The organism is Rossellomorea yichunensis (assembly GCF_032337515.1).
Taxonomy (GTDB): domain Bacteria; phylum Bacillota; class Bacilli; order Bacillales; family Bacillaceae_B; genus Rossellomorea; species Rossellomorea yichunensis.
This window is the reverse complement of the sequence record NZ_JAVYAD010000003.1, coordinates 31,695-58,622: the sequence shown is the minus strand read 5'-3', so window position 1 is coordinate 58,622 and position 26,928 is coordinate 31,695. Positions and strand designations below refer to the sequence as shown.

At 42.3% G+C, this 26,928-nt stretch carries 25 protein-coding genes and 5 riboswitches; of the genes, 7 read left to right on the top strand and 18 right to left on the bottom strand.

The genetic code is table 11. The annotated features are described in order from the left end of the window. Positions 1–11 precede the first annotated feature (11 nt). Positions 12–521 (top strand): cupin domain-containing protein, encoded by a 510-nt coding sequence (locus RSX31_RS08195; protein WP_315634229.1) that lies wholly within the window; start codon positions 12–14, stop codon positions 519–521. Positions 522–866: 345 nt separating this feature from the next. Here RSX31_RS08195 and RSX31_RS08190 read toward each other — a convergent pair whose 3' ends face one another. The 3 genes from RSX31_RS08190 to RSX31_RS08180 all read right to left on the bottom strand — a co-directional run bounded on the left by RSX31_RS08190 (position 867) and on the right by RSX31_RS08180 (position 2,667). Then, on the bottom strand, positions 867–2,057 hold the full coding sequence (locus RSX31_RS08190; protein WP_315634228.1) for an MDR family MFS transporter: 1,191 nt from the start codon (positions 2,055–2,057) through the stop codon (positions 867–869). Between the two features lie 155 nt (positions 2,058–2,212). Continuing rightward, entirely contained in the window at positions 2,213–2,377 is a 165-nt protein-coding gene (locus RSX31_RS08185) for a glycogen biosynthesis protein GlgD (protein WP_315634227.1), read from the bottom strand. Next, the gene (locus tag RSX31_RS08180) at positions 2,374–2,667 is read right to left on the bottom strand and encodes a YtzC family protein (protein WP_113969827.1); all 294 of its coding nucleotides are present in this window, start codon (positions 2,665–2,667) and stop codon (positions 2,374–2,376) included. Before RSX31_RS08180 ends, RSX31_RS08185 begins: the two co-directional genes overlap by 4 nt. A 201-nt stretch (positions 2,668–2,868) precedes the next feature. On the opposite strand from RSX31_RS08180, the gene RSX31_RS08175 reads away from it, so the two are divergent. Continuing rightward, the gene (locus tag RSX31_RS08175; protein ID WP_315634226.1) at positions 2,869–3,834 is read left to right on the top strand and encodes a TIGR01212 family radical SAM protein; all 966 of its coding nucleotides are present in this window, start codon (positions 2,869–2,871) and stop codon (positions 3,832–3,834) included. Continuing rightward, complete coding sequence (locus tag RSX31_RS08170; protein WP_315634225.1) at positions 3,831–4,403, top strand: class I SAM-dependent methyltransferase; 573 nt, start codon at positions 3,831–3,833, stop codon at positions 4,401–4,403. The genes RSX31_RS08175 and RSX31_RS08170 overlap by 4 nt, the downstream gene beginning before the upstream one ends. A 165-nt stretch (positions 4,404–4,568) precedes the next feature. Here RSX31_RS08170 and RSX31_RS08165 read toward each other — a convergent pair whose 3' ends face one another. The 4 genes from RSX31_RS08165 to RSX31_RS08150 all read right to left on the bottom strand — a co-directional run bounded on the left by RSX31_RS08165 (position 4,569) and on the right by RSX31_RS08150 (position 10,298). Continuing rightward, positions 4,569–5,573, bottom strand: coding sequence for an LLM class flavin-dependent oxidoreductase (locus tag RSX31_RS08165; RefSeq protein WP_315634224.1), 1,005 nt, complete (start codon positions 5,571–5,573; stop codon positions 4,569–4,571). Positions 5,574–5,675: 102 nt separating this feature from the next. Further along, the gene (locus tag RSX31_RS08160; protein WP_449619199.1) at positions 5,676–8,087 is read right to left on the bottom strand and encodes an immune inhibitor A domain-containing protein; all 2,412 of its coding nucleotides are present in this window, start codon (positions 8,085–8,087) and stop codon (positions 5,676–5,678) included. A 319-nt stretch (positions 8,088–8,406) separates the two neighbouring features. Continuing rightward, entirely contained in the window at positions 8,407–9,480 is a 1,074-nt protein-coding gene (locus RSX31_RS08155; RefSeq protein WP_148996159.1) for a tetraprenyl-beta-curcumene synthase family protein, read from the bottom strand. A gap of 14 nt (positions 9,481–9,494) precedes the next feature. Beyond that, complete coding sequence (locus tag RSX31_RS08150; protein WP_315634223.1) at positions 9,495–10,298, bottom strand: alpha/beta hydrolase; 804 nt, start codon at positions 10,296–10,298, stop codon at positions 9,495–9,497. An 84-nt stretch (positions 10,299–10,382) separates the two neighbouring features. On the opposite strand from RSX31_RS08150, the gene RSX31_RS08145 reads away from it, so the two are divergent. Beyond that, positions 10,383–10,898 (top strand): gamma carbonic anhydrase, encoded by a 516-nt coding sequence (locus RSX31_RS08145; RefSeq protein ID WP_315634222.1) that lies wholly within the window; start codon positions 10,383–10,385, stop codon positions 10,896–10,898. 221 nt (positions 10,899–11,119) lie between these two features. Here the strand turns inward: RSX31_RS08145 and metK are convergent, their stop codons facing one another. Continuing rightward, positions 11,120–12,322 (bottom strand): methionine adenosyltransferase, encoded by a 1,203-nt coding sequence (gene metK, locus RSX31_RS08140; RefSeq protein WP_148996160.1) that lies wholly within the window; start codon positions 12,320–12,322, stop codon positions 11,120–11,122. A 212-nt stretch (positions 12,323–12,534) separates the two neighbouring features. Next, positions 12,535–12,679, bottom strand: a riboswitch (SAM riboswitch). Positions 12,680–13,004: 325 nt separating this feature from the next. Between metK and pckA the strand changes: the two genes are divergently transcribed. Then, the gene (gene pckA / locus RSX31_RS08135) at positions 13,005–14,594 is read left to right on the top strand and encodes a phosphoenolpyruvate carboxykinase (ATP) (RefSeq protein WP_315634221.1); all 1,590 of its coding nucleotides are present in this window, start codon (positions 13,005–13,007) and stop codon (positions 14,592–14,594) included. 53 nt (positions 14,595–14,647) lie between these two features. Here pckA and RSX31_RS08130 read toward each other — a convergent pair whose 3' ends face one another. Beyond that, positions 14,648–14,797 carry a lmo0937 family membrane protein gene (locus RSX31_RS08130; protein WP_113969836.1) on the bottom strand — a complete coding sequence of 50 codons (150 nt, stop codon included), beginning with the start codon at positions 14,795–14,797 and terminating at the stop codon, positions 14,648–14,650. A 236-nt stretch (positions 14,798–15,033) separates the two neighbouring features. Here RSX31_RS08130 and RSX31_RS08125 point away from each other — a divergent pair, with 236 nt between their 5' ends. Continuing rightward, a complete protein-coding gene (locus RSX31_RS08125) occupies positions 15,034–15,822 on the top strand; it encodes a GNAT family N-acetyltransferase (RefSeq protein ID WP_315634220.1) in 789 nt (262 codons plus the stop codon). A 43-nt stretch (positions 15,823–15,865) separates the two neighbouring features. On the opposite strand, the gene RSX31_RS08120 is transcribed toward RSX31_RS08125, so the two are convergent. From RSX31_RS08120 to RSX31_RS08090, 7 genes are all read right to left on the bottom strand, one after another. Next, positions 15,866–16,432: a biotin transporter BioY gene (locus RSX31_RS08120; protein ID WP_397548082.1), complete on the bottom strand. Its 567-nt coding sequence runs from the start codon at positions 16,430–16,432 to the stop codon at positions 15,866–15,868. Positions 16,433–16,521: 89 nt separating this feature from the next. Then, complete coding sequence (locus RSX31_RS08115; RefSeq protein ID WP_315634218.1) at positions 16,522–16,704, bottom strand: hypothetical protein; 183 nt, start codon at positions 16,702–16,704, stop codon at positions 16,522–16,524. Positions 16,705–16,813: 109 nt separating this feature from the next. Then, the gene (gene metE, locus RSX31_RS08110; RefSeq protein ID WP_315634217.1) at positions 16,814–19,114 is read right to left on the bottom strand and encodes a 5-methyltetrahydropteroyltriglutamate--homocysteine S-methyltransferase; all 2,301 of its coding nucleotides are present in this window, start codon (positions 19,112–19,114) and stop codon (positions 16,814–16,816) included. 153 nt (positions 19,115–19,267) lie between these two features. After that, a riboswitch (cobalamin riboswitch) is annotated at positions 19,268–19,452 on the bottom strand. Between the two features lie 69 nt (positions 19,453–19,521). Then, a riboswitch (SAM riboswitch) is annotated at positions 19,522–19,632 on the bottom strand. A gap of 274 nt (positions 19,633–19,906) precedes the next feature. Further along, positions 19,907–21,664 carry a phosphomethylpyrimidine synthase ThiC gene (thiC, locus tag RSX31_RS08105; protein WP_315634216.1) on the bottom strand — a complete coding sequence of 586 codons (1,758 nt, stop codon included), beginning with the start codon at positions 21,662–21,664 and terminating at the stop codon, positions 19,907–19,909. A 148-nt stretch (positions 21,665–21,812) separates the two neighbouring features. Further along, a riboswitch (TPP riboswitch) is annotated at positions 21,813–21,929 on the bottom strand. 81 nt (positions 21,930–22,010) lie between these two features. Then, a complete protein-coding gene (locus tag RSX31_RS08100; protein WP_315634215.1) occupies positions 22,011–22,703 on the bottom strand; it encodes a copper homeostasis protein CutC in 693 nt (230 codons plus the stop codon). Positions 22,704–22,925: 222 nt separating this feature from the next. Continuing rightward, the gene (locus RSX31_RS08095; protein ID WP_148996167.1) at positions 22,926–23,864 is read right to left on the bottom strand and encodes an ABC transporter substrate-binding protein; all 939 of its coding nucleotides are present in this window, start codon (positions 23,862–23,864) and stop codon (positions 22,926–22,928) included. A 20-nt stretch (positions 23,865–23,884) separates the two neighbouring features. Further along, positions 23,885–24,406, bottom strand: a complete 522-nt coding sequence (locus RSX31_RS08090) for a hypothetical protein (protein ID WP_315634214.1) — start codon at positions 24,404–24,406, stop codon at positions 23,885–23,887. Positions 24,407–24,572: 166 nt separating this feature from the next. Next, a riboswitch (cobalamin riboswitch) is annotated at positions 24,573–24,759 on the bottom strand. A gap of 131 nt (positions 24,760–24,890) precedes the next feature. Here RSX31_RS08090 and RSX31_RS08085 point away from each other — a divergent pair. Further along, the gene (locus tag RSX31_RS08085) at positions 24,891–25,223 is read left to right on the top strand and encodes a hypothetical protein (protein WP_315634213.1); all 333 of its coding nucleotides are present in this window, start codon (positions 24,891–24,893) and stop codon (positions 25,221–25,223) included. A gap of 39 nt (positions 25,224–25,262) precedes the next feature. On the opposite strand, the gene RSX31_RS08080 is transcribed toward RSX31_RS08085, so the two are convergent. Together RSX31_RS08080 and RSX31_RS08075 are read right to left on the bottom strand one after the other, a co-directional pair. Next, positions 25,263–25,505 (bottom strand): DUF2584 domain-containing protein, encoded by a 243-nt coding sequence (locus RSX31_RS08080; protein ID WP_148971023.1) that lies wholly within the window; start codon positions 25,503–25,505, stop codon positions 25,263–25,265. Positions 25,506–26,045: 540 nt separating this feature from the next. After that, positions 26,046–26,828 (bottom strand): alpha/beta hydrolase family protein, encoded by a 783-nt coding sequence (locus RSX31_RS08075; protein WP_148996169.1) that lies wholly within the window; start codon positions 26,826–26,828, stop codon positions 26,046–26,048. Between the last annotated feature and the right edge of the window lie 100 nt (positions 26,829–26,928).

The window sequence follows — 26,928 nt, the reverse complement described above, 5'->3', positions numbered from 1 at the left end:
GGAATGAATGGATGAAAATCGCAGAACTGAAAATATTTTATTTCGAAGACGATGGAATCATCCCGAATAACCCGGACCTGCCCGTACTCATTTATCGGAATGCACTTGATCATCCTCATGACGCCGAAGAGCTCTTTAACAGAAATCAATGGCTCAATAGTTGGACCAATGGCATATATGATTACCACCATTACCATAGTAATGCACATGAAGTATTAGGAGTCATGGAAGGTGAGGCAACCGTTCAATTAGGTGGCAAAATGGGCGAAGAAGTGACGGTCCATAAAGGTGATGTGATCATCCTTCCAGCCGGGACCGGACATAAGAAATTATATTCAAGTCCCGACTTTAAAGTCGCAGGTGCCTATCCGAACGGTGACGAGTATAATTTGAAAAAAGGTTCATTGCGTGAACGGCCGAGTGTTTTAATTGAAATTAAGAACGTTCCGCGTCCATCATTGGACCCTGTGTTTGGGGAAACGGGTCCACTCATAAAATATTGGCTCAAGAAAATGGTTTAACCTAACGTTCTGCATCCAATCGTTACGTTTTTATTCGATTTTTTCCATTCCTATTTTTCTATAGTAATGCTTCTTAGAAACGACTATAAATATTTCTAAAACTTCCTATAATCTAAGCGATTAGATTATTTTTTGTAAAATAGTCTTGTTTTCTTATTAGTCCTATGCTATTCTATTATAGCGATGAGCTGAATTGTGTAAGTCGGGGATCACGTCCTTGTGACAACAAACGATGTGGCGTTTGCTGATCTCTCGCCTCAATTTTTTTGCAAGTGGGCTTCCGTAGGAAACGGGAGCCCTTTTTATATGGAATAACCCCCAATGAATCCTCATTGGGGGTTTTCTTTATTGTTGAACCGAAACGGAGACTGGGCTTTTATTTTTTTTCAACGGTCGGTCATATTGACTCGTAATGATTAATGAGACCATGAAGAAAGCGATCAACGTCATAAACAGCACCTGCATGCTGAATACGTCCACTAATACTCCTCCGATAAACGGACCGATCATTCTCCCTCCTGTTGCTGTACTATTCACGATTCCCTGATAGAATCCTTCTCTCCCTTTTGGAGCAAGTGAGTTAGCAATGGTAGGAACAGCCGGCCATATGAGCATTTCACCGATTGTCAGAATGATCATCGCAATGGCAAACCATTGAAATTGATCGGCAGTCGAAGCCACTGCGAACGAAACCATGAAAATAATCGTCCCAATCATGATTTGAAGCTTTAAATTATGTTCAAAACGCTTGATGGCTTTTGATAAAAATGGCTGTGCAAGCACAATCAGTGCTCCATTGATCGTCCACAATAAGCTGTATTGTTTCAAGGAAATATTGATTTCCTGGGTGTACGTGGCTATGGTGGACTGCCATTGTACATAGCCCATCCAGCATAATAAATAGGCCACACAAATGAAAAGCAGTGCTTTCAGTTTCGATTTATCCCTAATCACCTTAGACTCATTCAATACAGATGTTTGATGAGCGCTTACGGATATGCTTCGATAACCAAATAAGGCAATGAAGAAAAAGACGATATACATACTAAGATTCGCTAAGAATATATAGTTAAAGGAAAACGAGGCGACGAACCCACCTAATGCAGCTCCAACCGCAACTCCGATATTTTGCGCCACATAGACGGAATTGAATGCTTTTCGGCCACCTTCAGGCCACACTGACCCTGCCATGGCATACATGGAAGGAAAGACGATTCCCGATCCAAAACCAACAATGGTCAAGAAGACCACATAGTGCGGCCAGCCATGCCAAATATTCATTCCGACCAGAGCAGTCAAAGTAATGGAAATCCCTACTAATATCGAGCGGTATCCACCAAACTTATCAAAAAGTGTTCCCCCGATCAGATTTCCGATTACACTTGCTCCTGCGTTCATCATCAGCACAATTCCCGCTACAGATAGTGATTTCCCTAAATTCTCGTGTAGATAAATTGTATTAAGAGGCCATAAAAAAGAGGCACCTGTCACATTCACCATCATTCCAATGACAAGCAACCATAATGATTTGGGCATGATTCTGCCCCCTTTCCACCATTTTATTTCGAGTCCCAAAAGGATTTTACTCCTTTTTGTGAAAGGGGGCAAGAATTATTTCTTAAAATAGATGTCCTTTTTCATATATTAAAAAACCAGATGCACTTATTTACTGTGCACCTGGTTTCAGTCCATTATTTTCCGTTATGATGTTCGGATTTAACAGGCTGCCCCTTTTTTTCGTAGCGCTTTTTCGCAGCTTTGACAGGATTGTTTTCAGCCCCGAATTCTGTATCTAGATTACGGAAATCACTGCGGGTCTTTTGTTCAGGGTTTTTTTTGTCAGAACGTGTGGTCAATGTAATTTACCTCCTACTACATTAGGGTCATGATCTAACAAAATCATCTCATTTTGTAAGGCCTGAAGCTGAAGTCTCATGCGATGCAATTGTTCACGCTGTTGAGAGTTGGCACTATTGGCCAAATGAGCCACATCATTCACCGCTTCTTCAAGCTGCTGCATGGCTTGAGTGTACTCCACATCATGGTAATGCTCTTGCTGTGTCCCTGATTTATATTGTTCTTGAGCGTAACGAATGGCATCTTCACACTTTTGAATGCATTCATCAACCGAATTTCTTGTTGCCATTACGACTACCTCCTTGATGTTTGGACTAAAGAAGAGGAAGGTCCCATCCTTACTCTCCTCCATCTTAGTTTGAACCTGATTGCCCGTTTCAGAAGTGGTAATCTTCGCCTATTTCTCTATGGAGGATACATTTGACCCCGTGTTCATGATAAAATCTTTTTGAGCGTCATACATACTGTTACACATATTGAAACGTAGGAGGTGTTTGTCATCGAGACAAACCCATTTCCATATGCCACAGATTTAAAACGATATCATACGTGGAATTACCATTTACGAAATCACTTTGGACATAAAGTCTTTAAGGTTGCTTTGGATGGCGGTTTTGATTGCCCGAACCGTGACGGCACGGTCGCCCATGGCGGCTGTACCTTTTGCAGTGCTTCAGGCTCTGGGGACTTTGCGGGGAGCAGGGTCGACTCCTTAGAAAAGCAATTCAACGACATTAAAGGAAGAATGCATAAGAAGTGGAAAGATGGTAAGTATATGGCGTATTTCCAAGCCTTCACAAACACTCACGCACCTGTGGATGTGCTAAGAGAGAAGTATGAATCAGTTCTCCGGCAAGATGGTGTTGTAGGTATTTCCATCGCCACCCGCCCGGATTGTCTCCCTGACGATGTGGTCGAATACTTAGCTGAATTGAACGAAAGAACCTATTTATGGGTAGAACTGGGCCTGCAAACCGTTCATGAAAAAACCGCCGGATTGATTAATCGCGCCCACGATTATCAATGCTATGTCGAAGGAGTCAATAATTTAAGAAAACACGGTATACGGGTGTGTTCCCATATTATTAACGGACTTCCTCAAGAAGATGAAGAAATGATGATGGAAACAGCACGTGAAGTGGCCAAGCTTGACGTCCAAGGTATCAAAATCCACCTCTTGCATTTGCTGAAAGGAACTCCCATGGTCAAGCAATACGAAAAAGGACTGCTCGACTTCATGGATTTCGATCACTACGTAAAACTGGTTTGCGATCAGCTGGAAGTCATTCCACCTGAAATGATCGTTCACCGCATTACGGGGGACGGACCTATCGACCTGATGATCGGACCGATGTGGAGCGTGAACAAATGGAGTGTATTGAACGCGATAGACGATGAACTTAAACGCCGGGACAGCTGGCAGGGAAAATTTTATAAAGTGGATGTGAAAGCATGAAATTAGATCGAATCTTACCTTTTGCGAGAGAGCTTCTGGAACGGGCTGTCAAACCAGGAGACATTACAATAGACGCAACACTCGGGAATGGGCATGACACCTTATTCCTGGCTCGGTTAGTCGGAGAAAATGGCCGTGTATACGGTTTTGATATTCAAGAGGATGCCATAGAAAGCACAAAAGAACAGCTCATCACCCATGATCTTGCTCACCGGGTGACACTCTTTCACCAAGGGCACGAGACAGTAATGAACGTCATTCCTCCATTGCATCACGGGAAGGTGACAGGGGCAGTATTTAATCTTGGATACTTACCGGGCGGTGATAAGGATATCGTTACCCGTCCGAAAACGACGATACTCGCCTTGAATCAAATTCTGGAAATGATGGCACCTGAAGGGATCCTCGTCCTTGTCATTTATCACGGGCATCCTGAGGGTGCGGTAGAGAGGGATTACATCCTTCGCTATGTTGAAAGACTGGACCAAAACTATGTTCATGTCCTGAGGTACCAATTCATGAACCAGCTGAATAATCCTCCATTTATTGTGGCATTGGAGAAGAGATAAACAGAAAAGCGGAAGGGCTTGCCTAGAGGCGACAAGCATAAACCGGACTTGCCGAAAAGGCTGATTTTTGCCTTTTTGGTGAGTTCGGCTTATGACCTCGAGCCTCTAAGCCCTGCAGCTGGCCAATAAAAATAGGGACGGACCTTTCGAGGTCCGTCCCTACTTTTATAACAACTCGTTTGCGATTAATTCGAATGATTTGAGTTTGTCCTGGAAATCATAGGTGATGCTGACGAGCATGATTTCATCTGTTTGGTACTGTTCACTGAGTGAAAGTAGTTGTTCTTTCACTTTTTTAGGATTTCCAACGACCATGCGTTTGCGATTTTCCCGCACTCTCATTTCTTCAAATGGAGTGTACTGATAAGCTGCCGCTTTTTCAGGACTTGGTGTCCCGTTTGAACGCATGCCCTGTTCAATCATCAAGATCGCCAAGTCTATGCTGGATGCGACTCTTTCTGCTTCTTCATCCGTTTCAGCACAGATGGCAAACACGGCTACGATGTTCTTCGGCTCCTTCAGGTATTCGGAAGGAACAAAGTTATTTCTGTAAGCCTGCGAATATTGAGGGCCGCCTTCCCCGTTAATAAACTGGGCAAAGGTATACGGTAATCCTTTTTGTGCCGCAAGCATCGCACTGGATGGACTTGAACCGAGCATCCATACTTCCGGCATCGTTTCAATCATCGGAGCTGCCGTTAATCCTTGATAGGGATGAGTATCCGGTAATGAATCGGTTAAATACCCCAGCAGGTCATCGATTTGTTCAGGATAACGATTGACGTCCCTCGGCTTCCCGTCGTGCAGGGCCATCGTTGCCATTGGCATTCCGCCAGGCGCCCTCCCCAAACCTAAGTCAATTCGATTCGGATTTAACCCTTCAAGCAATCGGAAATTCTCCGCTACTTTGTATGAAGAGTAATGAGGAAGCATAACCCCTCCGGAACCGACACGAATCCTTGATGTATTCTGTGCCAGGTGAGCGATCAAGACCTCCGGTGAGGAACCAGCAAGTCCCGTGGAATCATGATGCTCGGATACCCAGAAACGTTCGAATCCCAACTTCTCCACATGTTGTGCTAATTGTACTGTATGATGTAAAGCCTCTTGTGGGCTCATTCCTTCTGAAATGGGTGACTGATCTAATACACTGAGCTTCAAAATGGACATCTCCTTTAATTGATGTGAGTATTATTATCAATTCAGAAGTAAAAAATGTCCAATAACATGCTTAAAGGGTGACTGCCGGGAAGGCAGTCACCCTTTACTTACTTATTTTTTGTAAATTAACACTTTACCGACTGTTCCGTCAGCACTTTCTCCAATTACACGGAATTTCAATCCATAGTTCGGTACATTACGTCCGGCGTCTACCATACCTTTGTTGCTGTAATCCGCACTGTCGTCAAATAATGGGTTACGTTTGGTGTGGTTGTCTTTCATCGTGATACCAGTAATATCAGAGTAATCCAAGAACATTTTCTCGGATTTATTCAAGCTGAATGCAGCATCGTGAACCTGGTAACGAGTCGATCCAGCTGTACCATCACTCCAATAGTTTGTCTTTTGGTCTGCGTCGACAACACCGACGAATCCATCTCCAGGATGAGCTCCTGTCCAGTTTTCGCTGAATTGTTTGTCAACGTACCATACTACCAGACCACCATCATATTTCATTATGCTTGCACCACGGCGGATGTTGGCAAGACCTTCATCGACACCGTTGTGGCTGCGCCATTCCAGTAGGTAGTAGTGGTCCGAGCGTTTGATACCGTCGTCTTTCGTGAAGCCGTCTAAATTGAATTTAGCGTCGCCTTCAGCGTCATCAAACAATACTTCTTGTCCATCCACTACTACAGAAAGATCATCTGCATATAAGCCTGGATTTGAAACGGCAGCATCTGTTACATACTCGATTGCTACTTCAACTTCTTGTCCAGCATAAGCTGAAAGGTCGAATGAAGCGTCTATCCAGCCGTTTGAAGAACCAGTGATTCCATTTCCAAGATTAGAGTCGTTAGGATTAGTATCGGTAGTAATATCACTTGCCACCGGTTCACCGTTCACTGTTACATATGCATAATCCCAATCTGTTTCAATGTCATACCAAGCTTTGAAATTGAACTTAGCAGATGTAGCATTCGTTAAATCCACAGTAGTAGTTAAATAATTGTGTAAGTCATCAGCACTTCCTGAGAAGTACTCATATTCACCGCTCGCCGGCTCATTGATGACTGTTTCTTTTTGAGGAAGGTTGACTTTCACTACGTCGTTGTTTGTACCTTTTGTGTTTGCTTCGTCAAGAAGAACCTCTTCTCCTTTTCTATCAACATCACCCATGCTCACTTCCGTACCCGTTAACCAATTACCTTCAGTACCTTCATTATCCACCACTGCAGATGACTGAAGCATTTCCTTCATATAAGGACTGAATCCAGTAGGCTGAGTCCCCGGAATATCCCCAGCCCAGCTTCCACTTGCCATGATGGACCAGTAGCTTACCGGCTCTCCTGTTCCTGTGTACTGGGTATCGTACTCATCTGGAAGACCTAAATCATGACCGAATTCATGGGCCATGACCCCGACAGCACCATCTTCAGGTTCGATAGTGTAGTCGTAAGCATACATTGTTCCTTCTCCCCAATAATCCACTTCAGGTGCCGGAGAACCTTCGATTGGGAAAATACCACCTAAATTCCAACGATGAGACCAGATTGCGTCTGACCCTAACGATCCGCCGCCTGCTTCTTCACCCACACCAGAGTGAATAACCATTAAGTGATCAACAAGTCCGTCTGGTTCAAGATAATCTCCATCACCATCTAGATCATATCGATCCCATTTGTCATAGTCAGCAAGGTTTACATCAGGATCTGCAGCTGCTGCTGCTAAAGCTTCTTTTACAAGACCTCGAGCATCAACATCACTTCCGTCAGGCTGTGGATCATTTCCACCATATGCTGCTGCAGGCTTACTCGCTGTATACCACCCTGCAACTTCACCTTCTACAGAATAGCTTCCACCTGACTGTTGTTCATAATATTGCTTCATGGAAACATAGTTTTTACCGTCTGGGCCTGTCCAACCCCCTGTACCAAACAACATATCTTGATAATGCTCACGGGAATAAGCATCATCACCTTCGTAATACATATCAGTTTCATCAGCTGTCATAGAATTATGTGGCTTATCGGGATAATCCACTAATAGAACTAATACTTCATCCGTTCTTTTCTCTCCATTATATGCTTCTTCTTCCACAGAAGCCGGTGCATTCTTCTTTGCTTTTCCAAGCTTATTTCCCTTACCTGAAGTCAAGCTGTTATTCTTCATTTCTTTTTGAAGCTTAGTCTTCACTTCTGCTTCTTCACCTTCTAGTTCGCCTTCTTCCGCTTCTTTTTCAGCAGATTCCGCTTTCGCTTTCAGGAACTTTTGCAATGCTTTTTCCGCTTCAGCGGTTGTCGCATTTTGCTTGATCTTGCCTTCTTCCTTCAGCATTTCAATCAGGCGTTCGTCATTCGCAATGCCTAAATCAAAAGGCCCTCCATGTTTATGATCATGTTTCAATGCCGGCTTCGCTAACACATTTTCAGGCACTGTGGTTGCAGCTGATCCAGGTACAGCAAATGCTCCTACACTTAATGCCGCAACCATGGCCATCGATAATACTTTACGAGATTTCAAACAGTATTCCCCCTCTTTTTATGTACTAAATTTTTACACTAATTAAAATATACTTCATTATTCTGAAAAGTAAATCTTTTCAGAATACATTAGTTATTTAGTATTACGAAATAATGGATTTTTAGATAAATAGTATGATATTCCGATAAGAATCAGATGGGTATTATGTCGTAATACGAAAGAACTCAACGAATATTATTTGTATAAATATGGTATTAAAGGTCGAATTTAGTATTTACTCATACGACTTAAGTTTGATGAAAGAGACAAAAAGAGGGACGGACCTTCGACACTGGTGTCGAAGGTCCGTCCCTCTTTTTTAGGATGTTTTTCTACGATTTCTCCATTTTCGGTAGATTTTTCCGTTGATGTAGAAGAATCTGGTGATCCAGCCGGCTTGTGCGATGAATTGTTTGGAGAAGGATTGTACTTTTTCTTGTTTATTTGCCTTGTCGTCTGACAGGTAAACGCCGATGAGTCCTTTGTTGATCAGCCGGTGAAAATGGGCATGGGGCAGTTCATGGGTGTGCTCGTCTGCTTTTTGCAGGAAATGTAACAGCCGCTCCTTTAAATGCTCATCATCCTCGTAATAGAAGCAGAAGTTCAAATCTCCCCCCTCCTGGTCCTCATCCTGGTCGATGAAGTAATCAAGAAGAATATGTAAGCCCTGAATGTATGGAAAATATCCACGTTTGATTTTTTCTGTGTGAGACGGCTGAAAATCGCTCCGGCATGCGTATGACACTAAACAGAAGATACCGAGTGTGGATCCGGAGCAGGCGGAAAACTCGTACCAATTCATTTCCGGAAGGTTCGAACGGTGAGTTTCAAACCAATTCTGCAGCCTTCCTACCCTTTCTTCTTTTTTTACATGTTTATGTATCTGCAAGTCGCAGTAGTATTCACAAAGTTGTATAAGATCCTTTTTGATGCTGTCATAGTGATGTAATGCTTCAAGAACCGACTGACAGGTAAGCACTAAATCCCTCAGATACCCCCCGTCATCCTGATCGGCCCTTAAAGCATAGTAATTGACAGGCACAGCGCCCACCGTCAGGGCGTCTTTCATGGATTGATGAAGAAGGGCAAAATCGTCGGGATCCAGGGAAACGCTTCGATCACACAGATTATCCAAATAATCGCTTATCGTTTGATAGGCGACGATGAATCGAATCGTTTCTTCTTTCTTGTCCAGTGCCAGCAGGGAAAGGATCGATCCACCTTCACAGTGAAACGTTTTATGTTCGATACTGGCAAGGGCCTGACTTCTTAATTCCTGATTGGGGATCGATTCAGCCCGCCTTTTCCACTCATCTAATTCTTTATGAACAATCGGAAAAACATTTCGGTATACTCTTGTCATTAACGAAAAGGGATCACTTGGTATGGACACCTTTACCACCTCTTTTACAAAATGTATCCTAGCGCTTTCAAACGACTTTCAATGAAAATTTTGGAGTACTCAAAGATATCTTCTCTTTCTGGTTCATTATAGATTTCATGATAGCATTTCGGCCATTCTTTGTAATGCATTTCAGATAAAGACAGTTCGTTGAACCACTTTTTCACTGCTTTTTTATCGACGATTTTGTCGTCACCAGCCTGCAACACGAGCAGAGGGACGTCAGGCATTTTTTCCAAGTTTACAAAAGCCAGTTTTATCGCTTGGGCGAGCTCCCTGTACCAGCGGACAGACACCTTGGTGATATAGAGTGAATCGTTGCTGTCAATTTCACGTACATCTGCATTTCTCGTTGCCATATCGATCGTTAATCCTGATGGGAATTTCACCATGGGAGCGATCTTATTTAAACCGTGGGACAAGAGCTCGATCGGCTTTGACGGGGTCGTGACCAAGCCTAAACAAGGTGAGGACAATATCACCCCTGCCAGGTTCACATGGGATTCCTGAAGCATACGGACCGCAACAAGCCCACCCATACTATGACCAATCAGAAATACAGGCAATTCAAATTGGTACGCCGCCTGTACCCAATCTTTCACTTCAACTATATATTCATCGAACGAATCGATATGTCCTCTTTTACTTCTTGAAGTCATCCCCTGACCTGGTAAATCCCCCATGATGACATGGAAACCTGTTGCACGCCACATTTCAATGAGCCACCCGTACCGACCATGATGCTCCATTGCTCCATGAACGATGACGATGACTGCCTTTGCTTCTTGATCTGTTTCCCATTTCCACATGGCAATTCCTCCTTAATAGTTCTCTATGTGAATGAATTCTGCTACCATTATTATAGTAAATATTCTTGAAAGGGGTAGTATAAAATGCTCTATCCATATTATGATAAAAAACCAATCATCGCTCACTCGGCATACATTGCCGATTATGTCACCATTTCCGGGGATGTGGAGATCGGTGAAGAGTCCAGCATCTGGTTTAACACCGTCATCAGAGGGGACGTCGCTCCAACGAAAATCGGTAATAAAGTAAATATACAGGATAATTCCATTCTTCATCAGAGCCCAAATAACCCTCTTATTCTTGAAGATGAAGTAACCGTAGGCCATGGAGTGATTCTACATAGCTGCAAAATCCGAAAGAAAGCATTGATCGGCATGGGGTCGATCATTCTCGATAATGCTGAAATTGGAGAAGGAGCATTTATCGGGGCAGGAAGCCTTGTTCCACAAGGCAAAGTCATTCCACCCAACACACTGGCATTCGGTCGGCCAGCAAAAGTGGTGAGAGAGTTAAATGAACATGACATTAGCGAAATGAAGCGAATTTCGAAAGAATACGCAGAAAAAGGACAATATTATAAAAGCATCAACCCATTTTAATATCCTATACTTGGGATACCCCAACCTTCCTGAGAATACTCATGGAATATTTTCTTGCAGGCGGGTCCCCGTTTCGGATTCAACTGCCATTTTCAAAATATATCTGCCATAATCTCGATATACCTGCCATTCGGCACAACAAACTTCCCCACCGTCGTACCATATCGTAAAAAAAGACCAACACCCTGATAAGTGTTGGTCTCTTCTATCTCTATCTTTCCTTATTCGCTTAACGCTTCCGCTTTTAATGCTTCCGCTTTATTCGTACGCTCCCAAGGTAGATCAATATCGTTACGGCCAAAGTGTCCGTAAGCAGCTGTCTGCTTGTAAATCGGACGACGAAGGTCCAGCATTTTGATGATTCCTGCAGGACGCAGATCAAAGTTATTGCGAACAACGTCAATTAGAACGTCTTCTGATACTTTACCTGTTCCAAATGTATCAATTGAAATGGATACCGGTTGAGCAACACCGATTGCATACGCTAATTGAACTTCACATTTTTCAGCAAGTCCTGCTGCCACAATGTTCTTCGCTACATAACGTGCTGCATAGGCTGCAGAACGGTCCACTTTCGTTGCATCTTTACCAGAGAATGCACCGCCACCGTGACGAGCGTATCCGCCGTATGTGTCAACGATGATTTTACGTCCTGTTAACCCTGCATCACCTTGTGGTCCGCCGATAACGAAACGACCAGTCGGGTTGATGAAGTATTTTGTTTGCTCATCGATCAATTCTTTCGGTACAACAGGATCGATGACATATTCTTTTAGGTTACGTTGGATTTGCTCAAGCGTCACTTCAGGATGATGCTGAGTTGAGATAACGATCGTGTCAATACGAACCGGCTTATCGTTTTCATCATATTCAACGGTTACTTGAGTTTTTCCGTCCGGACGTAAGTAAGGAAGGATTTCTTCTTTACGAACTTCAGTCAGACGACGGGAAATTTTGTGGGCGAGGGAAATCGGAAGAGGCATAAGCTCTTTCGTTTCATTACAAGCGAATCCAAACATTAACCCCTGGTCACCTGCACCGATTGCATCAATTTCTTCATCCGTCATTTGACCTTCACGAGCTTCAAGTGCCTGATCTACACCTTGAGCGATATCAGCAGATTGCTCATCGATGGATGTTAATACAGCACATGTCTCGGCATCAAAGCCATATTTCGCACGAGTATAGCCAATTTCACGGATCGTTTCACGAACGATTTTGGGAATATCGACATACGTACTCGTTGTAATTTCACCCGCAACAAGAACAAGACCCGTCGTAACAGACGTTTCACATGCTACACGAGCATTCGGATCATTTGTAAGAATTGCATCAAGAATTGAATCAGAGATTTGGTCACAAATTTTATCTGGATGTCCTTCGGTTACGGACTCAGATGTAAACAGACGACGTTTAGTTGACATCAAGGTTCCTCCTTAAGCATAATTGTTAGACTTTGATCTAACAAAACATTAAACAGATACGGTACTCATTCCCTAAGTAGTATGAAGTAAACATGGTTTTTTTATAAAAAAATCATGCATTATGTGCATTTGATCCACTATAAACAGAAAAAACCCTTCCTCATGATTAAAGCATTAGAGGAAAGGTTTCAGATCATAGCCGCGCCTTTTCTCTCTTATCGTTCAAGGTTCTTGGACCTTGCCTCAGTTTAGCACCTTCGCTTAATCGGATCGTTTCAAAAGAATAAGATCCATTAACTATTTAGCAGGTTGCTGGGTTTCATAGGGTCTGCTCCCTCCACCAGCTCAGGATAAGAGTATCCGTTCAAGGAACTATGATAACGTTTCGTACAAATGGTGTCAACTTTTTTTCTAGTGACATGTTTAACCATTCAAGCTTGGTCTTTTCATGATTCAAACCTATCTTGGCCTCTTAAAATAACCTAATTAGGCAATGAGGCTAAACATTATGATTTTTTCTTCATATATATAAGAAGGTACAAGCTATTTTCGGACAAAAAATGTGACAATATGAAGACACATTATAAAATTGAATAAATAGTATAGACTAATGATTCAATTGTGTTATACTATTTTTGTGAAGCAAACGAGATCATTAAATTTATATAAAGGAAGGGTTCTAATGAATTCAGTGAGCATGTCTAATGAATTAACAGAATTACTTAACGGTCAAAACATTCAGGAACAATTATCTGTTTCCCAACTAGTTGAAAAAGTCCTTCAACGAAATGAAGGCGCTTTAACATCATCAGGTGCAGTCAGAGCAGAAACTGGTAAATACACAGGACGCTCTCCTAAGGATAAATTCATTGTAGAAGAACCATCCACGAAGGATAAGATTGAGTGGGGTTCTGTCAATCAACCAATCTCTTCAGAATCATTCGATAAACTATATACAAAAGTATTAGATTACTTAAAAGAAAAAGAAGAAGTATTTTCTTTCAAAGGGTTCGCAGGTGCTGACCCAAAACATAGACTACCGATTCAAGTGATCAACGAATTCGCTTGGCATAATCTTTTCGCTCACCAATTATTCATTCGCCCTACAGAAGAAGAGCTAAAAGGTCATCAATCAGAATTCACCGTCGTTTCTGCCCCGAACTTCAAGGCAGATCCAGCAGAAGATGGAACTCACTCTGAAACATTTATCATTGTATCATTTGAAAGAAGAATTGTCCTAATAGGTGGAACTGAGTATGCAGGTGAAATGAAGAAATCGATCTTCTCTGTCATGAACTACGTACTTCCAGAATCCGATATCCTTTCCATGCATTGTTCTTCAAATGTCGGACGTGAAGGAGATGTGGCATTGTTCTTCGGTTTATCCGGTACAGGCAAAACGACATTGTCCGCAGATCCGAACCGTCGTTTAATCGGCGATGATGAGCACGGATGGTCTCCTAACGGTGTATTCAATATCGAAGGCGGCTGCTACGCTAAGTGTATCGGTCTGACACGTGAAAAGGAGCCACAAATCTTTGATGCGATCCGTTTCGGTTCTGTCCTTGAAAACGTGGTTCTAGATGACAATTCCCGCATCGCTGATTATGAGGATAACACGTTAACAGAAAATACTCGTGCTGCGTACCCTCTTCAAGCGATGGATAACATCGTTGAACCAAGTGTTGCAGGACATCCAAATACCATTGTATTCTTAACCGCTGATGCATTCGGGGTATTACCTCCGATCAGCAAGCTGACGAAAGAACAAGCAATGTATCACTTCTTGAGCGGATATACATCGAAGCTTGCAGGTACTGAGCGCGGGATCACTTCACCGCAAGCCACTTTCTCGACATGCTTTGGTTCACCATTCCTGCCACTCCCGGCAACTCGTTATGCTGAGATGCTTGGGAAGAAAATCGATGAGCACAATGCACAAGTATTCTTAGTGAACACTGGTTGGACCGGTGGAGAATACGGTGTTGGTAACCGCATGAAGTTATCTTACACCCGTGCTATGATTCAAGCAGCTCTTGAAGGGGAACTCACTCACGTTGAAACTGAAACGGACGACATCTTTGGTCTGAACATCCCTGTTCACGTTCCTGGTGTTCCTGACGAAGTGCTTCAACCAAAGAAAACCTGGTCCAATGAAGCAGCCTATGAAGTGAAGGCAAAAGAACTTGCCCACAAATTCAACGAAAACTTCAAGAAATTCTCAAACGTACCATCTGAAATCGAACTTAAAGGCGGCCCGGCCGTAAAATAGTCTATATAACAAAGGTCCGTCCCTCTATTTTGAGGGACGGACCTTTGTTATGGTTATAATCCTTTTTTACGCCCGGTGATTCTGTTAAATAAAAAGACAACAATGGCAATAACAAGTAAAACATGGATGATGGCTCCTCCGATTTTAAAAATCAATCCGAGTAACCAAAGGACTAAAAGAATTCCAATAATGGTCCAAAGCATGAGTTTCCCTCCTAGTAACTGTGTTTGATGCTAAGATTCCCTATTTTAATGAATTTAAAACCACGCATGGTATTTCATAAGAAAAGTGTAGCTATTCATAACTTCTGTTAGTCCAACTGAAATTATTCAATTTACATCATTTGTATCGTCTATTAATCAAATTCCCCTAAAAATAACTCTTTACTAAATATTTCTAATTTTGGTATGATAATGATTATTTACAGGGGGGAACCAAGATGATCAGACAGCTTACAGAACAAGATCATGATATTTGCCAGCAACTCATTCATAAGCAGCCGGCTGAGAATTTGTTTATTATCGGGGACATCGAAGCCTTCGGATATGAACAGGAATTCCAGAAAATCTGGGGCGACTTTGACGCGGAAGGGAATTTGAGGGGAATCCTCCTTAAGTACAGAGAAAACTTCATCCCTTTTTCCATGGGGGAATTTGATGCGGAAGGGTTTGCCGCAATCATTAATGAGACTGAAGACTACAGTATCGTTTCTGGATTAAAAAGGATCGTGACGCAGGTTGAACCCTTTTTATCCAGAGAAATTAAATCAATAAGACATATGCACTATGCGAAATGTGACAACACGGAATCAATGGATCGACAAGACCTGCCTCATGTACAACAGGCTACCCTCACTGATCTACCTAAACTTGTGGACCTATTGAACAGCATCCCTGAATTTAGTGGTGGCGATTTTTCTGTAGAAGAAAGAAAACATAGCATGGAGGCCGGTGTTTCGAGAAGCTATTATGTAGAAGAAGACGGTAAATTTGTTTCTTCTGCTTCCACAACCGCCGAAAACAGTATGTCTGCGATGATTGTCGCTGTCTGCACACATCCTGAGCATAAGAAAAAAGGGTATGCCACCGAGTGCATGACGAAGCTATGTCGTGACGTACTAGAAGAAGGAAAAGAGTTATGCCTATTCTATGATAATCCTGAAGCAGGAAAAATTTATAAGCGAATCGGATTCAAGGATATTGGCTATTGGTCTATGTATAAATTTTAGTCATAAAAAAGTTGACTCCCAACAAGGAGTCAACTTTTTTTCATTATGCTGCTGCTTTCCGATTCCCGATCAATCTCGCCTGAACCAGTCGTTGTCTTACAGTGATTCCAATCCAGCTGGCCAGGAATGCTTTGATAAGTCCAACAACGATAAATGGATATACCCCAGCTGCCATTGCCTGATTCCAGCTAAGGTCGGCTACGAATTTCAGTTGAATGGTACCCAGGATCAACGTAATGATCATTCCGACTGTATTGGCAATCATCGCCATCGGTATGGTGAATTTTGTTTTCTCAAGAATGAAGCCTGTAAAGAAAGCCGCTATGATAAAGCCGAAAATATAGCCTCCCGTAGGACCGACCAGTACCTGTGCCCCTCCACTGAAGCCTGCAAATACAGGAACACCGACTGCTCCGAGGGCTGCATAGCATACCATGGCGAACGCACCATATCGGCTTCCAAGAATCGTCGCTGTAATTCCTACTGCTAATGTTTGCCCGCTGATTGGAACGAGTGGCAGTGGAATCTCGATTTGAGCGAAAATCCCCGTAATCGCAGCAAAGATGGCACAGTGAATGATCACCCTTAGTTTTTCTCCGTTCACTTTCAAATCCCCCTTGCGTATGTAAACTATGTATAACATTAAGTTAACACAATTCAAAGGATTTTGGGAAGCTTATTTTTTTCTCCCTCTAAAATTTAACTGGGAGCATAGACATTGCATATCTTTTCTTCCGCCTGCCATGCTAAAGCGGTTTTTAATGAAACCCTCCCTTTTGGGAACTCATCGATCCCCTTATCACTCACCAAATATAGGATAGTGCGATTTGGCTGATGTTCATTAAATACTTGAATGATTCTTCCTATGGCTATGTATGGCATTTTCTTTTTATCTCCTTATGAGCAGGACGCAATTCTTTTCAACTGCGCCCTGCATTTTGAAAAGGTGGATCAAAGGAACGTAATCATCGGTACTCGATCATATTGACAATTATCCTTCCTTTTTCATGAGCATCTCTTCACGCACTTGTTCCGCCGCTTCCACCATGGTTTTAAGAGCTGATACCGTCTCATCGATCCCACGTGTTTTCAAACCACAATCCGGGTTGACCCAGAATAAATCGGCATCCAGCACTTCAAGAGCCCGGTGTATATTACGGATTAATTCTTCACGCTTCGGCACCCGGGGACTGTGTATGTCATATACCCCCAGTCCAATCCCTTTGTCATACGTATTGTCTTCAAAAACTTGGATTAATTCCCCATGACTTCTTGAGGTTTCAATCGAGATGACATCAGCATCCAGATCACTGATGGCATCTATAATATCTTCAAAATCCGAATAGCACATATGTGTATGGACCTGGGTTTGGTTCTGTACTGATGAAGTGGCCAATTTGAAAGCGTAAACGGCAGCGTTGAGATATTCCTCCCAATTTTCACTCTTTAAAGGCAGTCCTTCCCTAAGTGCCGGCTCGTCAACTTGTATCATACGAATGCCATTGGCTTCTAATTCCTCTATCTCTTTTTGAAGAGAAAAAGCGATTTGATTAGCTACTTCATAACGTGATACATCATTCCGAACAAATGACCAGTTTAGAATTGTGATCGGGCCCGTTAACATCCCTTTCACCGGTTTATCCGTTAAGGATTGAGCATATACCGTTTCTCTAACGGTCATAGGTTCTTTAAATTTCACATCACCATATATGAGTGGTGGCTTCACACATCTGGAACCGTATGATTGTACCCAGCCATACTTCGTAAATTGAAAACCTTCTAATTTCTCACCAAAGAATTCAACCATATCCGTCCGCTCGAATTCACCATGTACAAACACATCAAGGCCGATTTGTTCCTGAATTTCAATCCAACGTTTGATTTCTGCCTGAATATATTGCTGATACTCCCCTTCAGAAAGATCTCCCTTCCTCCATTTCAGCCTTTGCCTTCTCACTTCCTGGGTTTGAGGAAAACTGCCGATTGTAGTGGTAGGTAGAAAAGGTAATGAAAAGTACTTGGCCTGTTCCTGTTTACGAAAATGGAAAGGATCTTTTCTCCCGACATTGTTGGGATGCAATTCTTCAACCTCTTCCTGCACCTTCCTATTATTACGCAGCGTTGATTCGTTTAAATTCCTTATCGCCGTTTCACTTTCAGAGATATCATCTTCTATTGTCTCGGCTCCCTTACGAATCCCCTTCGTTAAAATAGTGATTTCATGTAATTTCTCATCAGCGAATGATAGAGCGTCAATGAGAGGTGTACCAATTGTTTCTTCATTCTGCACGGTTACAGGTACATGTAGTAAACTGCATGATGGTTGTATGATCAAGCGATCACCCGGAACATCCCCCGCAAGGGACGATAGAAGCGAATGGGTATCAGCAAGATTACTTCTCCAAATATTCCTGCCATCAAGAATGCCGGCAGCCAGGAATTTATCCTTAGGAAAACCAAATTTTTTCAGCGCCGCCAAATTCTCACCACGATCATGCACAAAATCTATCCCTATGCCGTCTACCGGGAGTGCTAACACCCGCTGGTACCTTTCCAAACTATCATAATAGGTTTGAAGGATGATCTTTAACCCGGGGCAGGATTCTTTAAACGTTTGATAGACTTCCTTGAATTGATCCATCTCTTCATCCCCGATGGATGTGCATAAGATCGGTTCATCCATTTGTACCCACTCTACCCCCTCTTCCTGTAATTCACGCAGTACTTCAGCATAAAGAGGGACAAATCGAGCAACAAGAGTTTTATAATCACCGGTTTCATACCCCTTAGACAATTTCACAAAAGTGAAAGGACCTAAGATAACCGGTTTCCCTTCTATACCCAGCTTTTGTTTTGCCTCTCTAAAAAAATGCAGGGGACGATTTTCCACTAACTGAGGTATGATCCCATCAAGTTCAGGCACGAGATAGTGATAGTTGGTGTTAAACCATTTTGTCATTTCTAATGCCACCGCGTCCTTCGATCCTCTGGCCATTTCAAAATACGTATCAAGAGAGACCTTACCCCCACTATAATGAAACCTCTCGGGAACCAAGCCGAACATGACGGCTGTATCAAGCACATGATCATATAAGCTGAAATCTCCAACCGGAACTAAATCAATCCCCTGATCTAATTGCTTCTTCAAATGGTTGACTCGTATTTCTTCCATTTGCTCTAAGAAGGAATCCTTTTCAATCTTCCCTGCCCAAAATTGTTCCAGTGTCTTTTTCCATTCACGCTTTTCACCGATCCTTGGATAACCTAAATTGGAACTGATCACCTTACTCATTCATTCCTCACTCCTTATACTTGATATGATTGTCATCAACAAAAAAATCTCTCTTTCAAATGAAAGAGAGATTCATACGTATCACTAACTAGAGTTGAGACCAATTTGTATTCTCAACACGTATTCCTCACCCCTCTCTATATCCACGTAGAGCATAAGCGCATACAACAGGCAGGTCTCCTGACTTAGGTTCACAGCTCCTTATCCCTTCCCATTTCAACAGAAATAGTGGTTGAATGATAAGTCGCTCCCCATCACAGTGGCGGGACCGTGCCGGATTTTCACCGGTCTTCCCTTTTAGCTGAGCATGACTCAGCACCTATTGCATTTGTTTATTTAATTTTTCTTTCATAAAAACGAAAAGCCCTCTCTTGCGATAGAGAGGGCTTCATGTTTATTAGAATCCTCTCTTATTTTCCAAAGCCATTTGCTTTGCAGGAATTAGCACCTATTCAACACATCGGTTGAATGGTTGCCGGGTTTCACAGGGCCAGTCCCTCCACCTCTCTCAATAAGAGTCACACATATATATTCATTTACTATTCCGAAATTTGTAATAATCGTAGCACGGTCCATACAAGCTGTCAAAAGAAATTTAATCTATAACTTACACGTTTCTAATAATAGGTACTTTCTACATAATGACATATGATACAAGATCTTGTTACATGCGTTTCATAGAAGACATGCCTGCAGTTTTCCTGGATGCTCTTCACTTCTTTTTCGAGTTGGATAACCCTCTGATTGAGCTTTATGATATCATTCTTCAATTTGAGTACATGACAAAGAGGCTCATCGATAGATGTTTGATCCATTTTCCACAAACTCCTTCGATTTTTCTTTCAATCCTTTTTCTATTTCCTTATGAGCGTCATCAATGCTATTCTCCTTCATTTCCCTTATATCATGTGATATTCTCATTGAACAAAATTTCGGTCCACACATTGAACAAAAATGGGCCGTTTTTGCCCCTTCTGCAGGAAGTGTTTCATCATGATACTCCCTTGCACGTTCCGGGTCCAGGGATAAATTAAATTGGTCATTCCATCTAAATTCAAATCGAGCCTTAGAAACGGCATTATCTCTTACTTGTGCCCCTGGATGCCCTTTCGCCAAATCCGCTGCGTGTGCAGCGATTTTATATGCAATGACACCCTCTCTCACATCATCTTTATTCGGTAATCCCAGATGCTCTTTCGGTGTTACATAGCACAACATGGCTGTTCCAAACCAACCGATCATGGCAGCCCCTATGGCGGAAGTAATGTGATCATACCCCGGGGCAATATCTGTCGTTAATGGGCCCAAGGTATAAAAAGGAGCTTCATGACAGATTTCCATTTGCTTATCCACATTCTCTTTAATCATATGCATCGGTACATGACCAGGGCCTTCAATCATCACCTGTACATCATGCTTCCAAGCAATTTTGGTTAGCTCGCCTAAAGTTTCAAGCTCGGCAAACTGTGCTTCATCATTCGCATCAGCAATTGATCCGGGCCTTAAACCATCTCCTAAGGAAACGGAGATATCATAGGCTTTTAAAATCTTACATATATCTTCAAAATGTGAATAAAGAAAGTTCTCTTTATGATGGGCAAGACACCATTGTGCCATGATTGAACCTCCACGGGAAACAATGCCTGTTGTACGATCAGCCGTCAGGTGAATATACCTCAATAATACACCTGCATGAATGGTGAAATAGTCAACACCCTGCTCCGCCTGTTCGATCAATGTATCCCTGTACACACCCCATGTAAGATTCTCAGCAACCCCGTTAACCTTTTCAAGTGCTTGATATATCGGTACCGTACCAACAGGGACAGGGGAGTTTCGAATGACCCACTCCCTTGTTGTATGAATGTTTTTACCTGTTGATAAGTCCATTATGGCATCGGCACCCCAACGAGTTGCCCACGTCATTTTCTCCACTTCTTCTTCAACGGAAGATGATACGGCAGAGTTTCCGATATTCGCGTTTATTTTCACATGAAAGTGACGACCGATGATCATTGGTTCACATTCAGGATGATTGATATTGGCAGGAATGATGGCCCTGCCATTTGCTACCTCTTCTACTACAAATGAAGGATCAACATTTTCCCGGATAGCGATGAACTCCATTTCCGGTGTGATAATTCCTTTTTTCGCATAATGCATTTGAGTCACATTACGACCCATTTTTGCCCGCATTGGGTTACGTTTAATAGTAGGGAACGCCTCTACGTTTGCACGAGGATCGTCTCCTTTATAGCCGTTATCTTCCGGCTCGATTTCACGTCCCGGGTAAGCCGCGACATCTTGACGTTCCAAGATCCACTCTGTGCGAACAGAAGGTAACCCTTTATTAATATCGACTTGGTAACGCTCATCTGTATAAGGTCCGCTTGTATCGTATACACGAACCGGTTCATTCTCTTCCACGCCAAAATTAACATTCGTCCTACTCAGTTCTATTTCTCTCATCGGTACATGTATGTCTGGCCTTGACCCTCCGACATATACTTTTTTACTGTTTTTAAATTGCGTCTTTAACTCGATTGCCACTTAACTTCTCCTCCTTTTGATTGGATCTTAGAAGTTACTGCGTCAGGCTTCCCATTGTTCTACAAAAGGACATGAAGACACAAAAAAGGGTCCTGAATAATCAGAACCCGAAATGTCAAAAAGTAGTAAGCGCCTTAAAACACAAATAAACGCTTCCGTACTACTTCCCTACGCTGGTATCATCCAGATCAGGTTCAAAGGGTCAAAGAACTTATGCGTTCTCCTCTCAGTCCAAGCAATGTATCGGACTCCCCTAGTAGAAATATTGATAGTATTCTATTGTATTACATACTATTTTTACCATGATTCATTCTTTTTTCCAATAGTAGTATAGTAACAAATCAAATTAGGACATAATCACACGTTTGATTTCCATTACCTTTTCAGAGTCTATCCCTAAGTCATAGCACCCATTATGTCGGACACCTGATCCTACATGATATTCTCTTGCTTTTAGCTTGCTGTGTATTTCGCCTATATTTTCCACAGTTAAACCCGAACCCGGCATGATAATGGGACCTCCCATTTGCTCTATTTCCCTCATTTCACCAATCGTATCCAGTCCCTTACTCACTTCAGATTTTCCTCCTGATGTGAGAATTCGATCAACGTTTAAGCCTGAATGGAATATTCCTTTACATAAGGCTACTGGATCATGAGACAGGTCGATAGCGCGGTGAAAAGTAATCGATTGACCCTTCGCATTTTGTACGATCTCCTTTAAAGCGTGGGAATCAAGCTTACCTTCATGTGATAATGCGCCAAAAACGATACCCTGGCTTCCCATTTCAACTATAGTTCTAATTTGTTCGGCCATGGTTTGCAATTCATCAGACTGATACGAGAAAGATTTACTATGTAAACGGATCATAATCTGAACAGGAATCGACACAGTCCTTAATACTTTTTCTATCACATGTAAATCAGGAGTTAATCCTCCCTCATGTATGGCAGACACCAATTCAAGACGATCTGCTCCGGATGCTTCTGCAACTTTGGCATCCTCCTCATTCAAGACTATGACTTCCAGTTTGCTCATATTGAATTCTCCTAACGTGATTATGTTAGGTTAACTTTAACACAATGTTGAAGATTGTTGAACTTGTGATGATAAGGATTTCCCCGCAAAAATATGTTGCTATTTAGAAAGAAGACAGTACTAATATGTTTGCTTTACAAAACCTACAAAAAGTAACAATCTATCAGAAAAAGACAATGATTCCTCTTGCAAATCATTGTCTTCCCCATCTCACATTCAATCTTATTCAGAAAACAATTCCGGATACACCGTTTTGGCTGTAAGCTCAACGGCTTCTCCAATACGTGGGCCCGGTCTTGACATAATGTCTGAATCCAAGAAATAGACCTGGCCATTTTTCACTGCTTTTACATCTTTCCAGCTTTCCCGTGACTTGATTTCAGCTGTCGGCTCGTCGACATACCCCACTGTCGTCAAAATCATATTAGGATTACGTTTAATGATTTCTTCTTCTCCTACTTTCACCCAGCCTTTTTGATCTACAAAGATATTCTCGACCCCGGCCGTTTCCAGTATTTCCTGCTGAAATGTTTCTGCTCCAGCTGTATAGATATCAGGAGATGGACTGATTTCAAAATATACTTGTTCTTTTTCCTTTAGCGTGCTTACTTTATCTTTCACATCCGAAATCTGTTGCTTGATGCCGTCTACCAATTCGTTCCCCTTCTTCTCTACTCCCATTACCGTTGCAATTTGTTCAATATCCCCATAAACATCTTCAAAGGTTTGGGCAGATTGAATGACGAATACGTTTAATCCCGCCTCTTCAAGCTGCTTCACTCCGGCATCGTCTCCAGTGGTATAAGCAATGACAACTTCCGGCTTTAGTGCAATGACCTCTTCAGCATTGACCGTCATGGAATCCGACACTCTTTTAATCTCCTTCGCTTCTTCAGGATAGTTGTCGTATTCAGTTGCCCCGATTACCTTATCTCCGGCTCCTATGGCAAAGAGAATCTCTGTGTTACTCGGCTGTAAGGAAATAACGGTTTCCGGCACTTTCTCAAAGCTAATTTCTTCTCCCCTGTCATCGGTCACAGAATAAGACTCCTTTTCAGGCTTGACTTCCTTTGTGGATGTTACTTCTTCCCCATTGCTGCACCCTGCGAAAACAACCAGGATGATTGATAATAGTAAACTATTTAACCATGATTTTTTCATATTTCATCTTCCCCGCTTTTCTATATTTTGTCGCTATACGATTTACTCACAAAAGGAATTTCTTCAATCCCTTCACATTTATTCACATACACAGCCATCACAAACAGGACATTTGCCAGTAAATGAGCGTATTTAAATAAAATATTTTCCACTTTCATCTCAGTACTGACTTTATGTAAGGCACGGACGGACTTTTTCGCTTCACTGCGACAGGTATGAAGCGTACATGCGGCTGTACAGCCTTGCGGAAGGACAAAGGTTTGGATACGATCCTCGACTTCCGACACATAACGATCATACATTTGGCTCAATTTATTCAAGTCCTCTTCCATGATGGCCGTCATTCCCCTCACCGAGCCATTGAGATGGTACGCCATCTCAGCTAAATATAATAAATCGTCGTGCACTTTTGGTAAGTGTTCCGTCATTGATGACGCGAGTCCGATTTTAGTCGACAGTGAATCGGTCCGGATCTCAAAATCTACAGTTGAAACAGACTCTCGCATATAGGGATAACATAAGTAGCGGAAATCATTTGCCATATGTAAGTTCCTCCTTTCTGAATGATGTTTGTGAAACACCTATCGTATCTTCCGGGAGGGTACATAAACACAAAAAAACCACCCAAGAATATTGGCCGGCAGTTGTCATCCATATGAAAATAGAGATGCTAAAAAGCCGCACCATACCCTTAACTTCCGAAGAGTATAATACGATGGAAAAAAGGCAGGTATCCTGGCTCGTGCGTCAGCCTACTCTAAGAACCTTCCCATCTGAATGATCAAATAGTGGTGTTCTTCTTATTTCGTCAGCACTTACAGTTGCGGAAACAGCTTCGGATTCACACCGAATTCCCTTTATGCTAAAGATCAGCACCTAATTTCTGCGTGGGTTTATTCACTTAAGGAACATTATACCACTATATCCATTTCAAAGTTGATGTAGTTTTGAATAAAAAAACAAACATGTTGACGTACAAGCTTGAATATCTTTTGAGTATGTAAAGAAATGATAAGGAGGAAAAACATGAAGCGATTGGTTGTTTTGATATTATGCGTATTCTTATTAAGTGCATGCGGCGACAAAGAACCTGCATCCTATGAATTATGTGGATACGGGGATATGATGGTAGTGAACAAGAAGGAATATGTGAAGGTCTCTGAGGAGAAGAAGCTGGTCCTGGATGAAAAGCTCGGGGCTATTAAAGAAAAGATTGATAGTGAATATCACCCTGTTAATGACTTCACGGCAAATACACTGAAAAAAGGAACACCCATCTATAGCGTGAAGGATCACAGCAACTACCTGATCGCCCAGACAGAGAATAATCGCTATATTTTATATGAGGAAATACAATAAAAGGAGGGCTGTAAGCGAATGTTTACAGCCCTCCTTTATTTAGTTCGTGGAATTCAAGGAAATCAACCGATAAAGGATCGTCGTTTTCTCATCTGTCCACTCCATCTTTTCGATTCTTCCATAACCACTGGGATCACTATGTTTCGTTTTTCTGACATCTATCGGAATATGCATAGGATAAAGACGATATCCACCTTTTTGGAGCTCGAACAGATTCTCTTCTTTCCTTACTTCTTTTCCTTTTGTCACAATCATCGTGTTTAATTCCAAGCCCATGCCCATTTCGCTTGACCTCAATCCTTTTTTTATTTGCCCTATTTTAACATAAGAACTGCCTAGGCTCTGTCAATTAGTATGTGCTGGATGGTGAGGGGAACTGCTTCGCTTGCAGCTAGCGTTCGGCCGAGCCTCCTCAGCTTAGCCGAACGGGGTCTCGGCACGCCCGTACTTCCGCAGGAGTCTACGCAGTTCCCCTCACCATCTTCAAGAGATTTTTCGTGACAGAGCTACAAAGCGTAAAACAATCTAATTAGAAAACAGAATTCTTCTATAAATCATTTACCTCCACCTTAAAGGGGTTGTTTACTAAAAGTTTTTGTTTTTTCTCAAAGAAACATGCTTAGAAAGTTGATTGGAGCGGAAGGAAGCTCGACTCCTGCGGGAATAGCTGGACAGGTGAGACCCCGAAGGCGAAGCCGAGGAGGCTCACCGCCAGCCCCGCGGAAAGCGAGCATCCTGGAACGGAAATCAACTATTACTTTCTTCATTATGATAGCTACAAGCTTTGATCATAAAAGAGCCTTTTATTTAATACACCACTGTCTATTGATTTTTCATCCATGTGCATAGCATGGAGACGATTTGTTGATTCTTTCGTGGTGGAAAATAATGCGTAAACTCTTTGAAGTATCGGGACGAAACAGATTTCTCCAACTCTTTCAGTCTTTTTTCTAATCTATATGCATGCTCAACTGAAACGTTCTGATCCTTTTCACCGTGAATGATCAATACGGGAGCTTCAAGGTTTTCTAATTCGTACAGTGGGGTACGCCATTCGTATCGTTCCGGTACTTTATTGGGACTTCCCCCTATGACTCGTTTCATCATTCTCCTGAGATCCTTACGTTCTTCATATGTTAAGAACATATCCGATACGCCTCCCCATGTAACAACGGATGTGACGTCCCTCTGCTCGATGCCTGTCATTAGCGCCATGACCCCACCACGGGAAAAGCCAAACACATGGATCCGGTTAGGGACCACTCTGTGATAATGTTTAAGCAATTCAACACCCGAAATGGCGTCTTCACGATCATCCCCCGCAAAATCTTCATTTCCCTCTCCTCCAAGGTTACCTCGGTAATAGGGAGCAAAAACAATGAATCCGTGAGAAGCAAATTGAGCGATTCTCGCCGGCCGAACCATGCCGACACCTTTGATCCCACCTCTCAAATAAAGGAACCCATCGTACTTCCCTGTCCCGGCAGGTTCAGCCAATAACCCCTTTACCCGTAAACCAGAGGATAAATAGGTGATTTCATATAGTTCAACACGAGGATTAGGTGAAGGAAACAATGTTTTCTTCACGATCGTTCCGTTTTTCATATTCTCTTCCTTTCAAACCGTGCATTGGGTATTCACACATTTTTTGTACTCTACATAGGATATTTTAGCAAATCTCATCATCAAGATAAGATACAAGACG

What these genes read in the sequence shown, in the direction of transcription:
- RSX31_RS08095 (WP_148996167.1), bottom strand. Translation starts at nt 23,864, where the DNA reads ATGAAAAAATCATGGTTAAATAGTTTACTATTATCAATCATCCTGGTT.
- metE (WP_315634217.1), bottom strand. Translation starts at nt 19,114, where the DNA reads ATGAGTAAGGTGATCAGTTCCAATTTAGGTTATCCAAGGATCGGTGAA.
- RSX31_RS08145 (WP_315634222.1), top strand. Translation starts at nt 10,383, where the DNA reads ATGCTCTATCCATATTATGATAAAAAACCAATCATCGCTCACTCGGCA.
- RSX31_RS08180 (WP_113969827.1), bottom strand. Translation starts at nt 2,667, where the DNA reads ATGGCAACAAGAAATTCGGTTGATGAATGCATTCAAAAGTGTGAAGAT.
- RSX31_RS08100 (WP_315634215.1), bottom strand. Translation starts at nt 22,703, where the DNA reads ATGAGCAAACTGGAAGTCATAGTCTTGAATGAGGAGGATGCCAAAGTT.
- RSX31_RS08075 (WP_148996169.1), bottom strand. Translation starts at nt 26,828, where the DNA reads ATGAAAAACGGAACGATCGTGAAGAAAACATTGTTTCCTTCACCTAAT.
- RSX31_RS08090 (WP_315634214.1), bottom strand. Translation starts at nt 24,406, where the DNA reads ATGGCAAATGATTTCCGCTACTTATGTTATCCCTATATGCGAGAGTCT.
- RSX31_RS08195 (WP_315634229.1), top strand. Translation starts at nt 12, where the DNA reads ATGAAAATCGCAGAACTGAAAATATTTTATTTCGAAGACGATGGAATC.
- pckA (WP_315634221.1), top strand. Translation starts at nt 13,005, where the DNA reads ATGAATTCAGTGAGCATGTCTAATGAATTAACAGAATTACTTAACGGT.
- RSX31_RS08125 (WP_315634220.1), top strand. Translation starts at nt 15,034, where the DNA reads ATGATCAGACAGCTTACAGAACAAGATCATGATATTTGCCAGCAACTC.
- RSX31_RS08080 (WP_148971023.1), bottom strand. Translation starts at nt 25,505, where the DNA reads ATGGGCATGGGCTTGGAATTAAACACGATGATTGTGACAAAAGGAAAA.
- RSX31_RS08165 (WP_315634224.1), bottom strand. Translation starts at nt 5,573, where the DNA reads ATGTCCATTTTGAAGCTCAGTGTATTAGATCAGTCACCCATTTCAGAA.
- RSX31_RS08115 (WP_315634218.1), bottom strand. Translation starts at nt 16,704, where the DNA reads ATGCCATACATAGCCATAGGAAGAATCATTCAAGTATTTAATGAACAT.
- RSX31_RS08130 (WP_113969836.1), bottom strand. Translation starts at nt 14,797, where the DNA reads ATGCTTTGGACCATTATTGGAATTCTTTTAGTCCTTTGGTTACTCGGA.
- RSX31_RS08085 (WP_315634213.1), top strand. Translation starts at nt 24,891, where the DNA reads ATGAAGCGATTGGTTGTTTTGATATTATGCGTATTCTTATTAAGTGCA.
- RSX31_RS08150 (WP_315634223.1), bottom strand. Translation starts at nt 10,298, where the DNA reads ATGTGGAAATGGGAAACAGATCAAGAAGCAAAGGCAGTCATCGTCATC.
- metK (WP_148996160.1), bottom strand. Translation starts at nt 12,322, where the DNA reads ATGTCAACTAAACGTCGTCTGTTTACATCTGAGTCCGTAACCGAAGGA.
- RSX31_RS08170 (WP_315634225.1), top strand. Translation starts at nt 3,831, where the DNA reads ATGAAATTAGATCGAATCTTACCTTTTGCGAGAGAGCTTCTGGAACGG.
- RSX31_RS08190 (WP_315634228.1), bottom strand. Translation starts at nt 2,057, where the DNA reads ATGCCCAAATCATTATGGTTGCTTGTCATTGGAATGATGGTGAATGTG.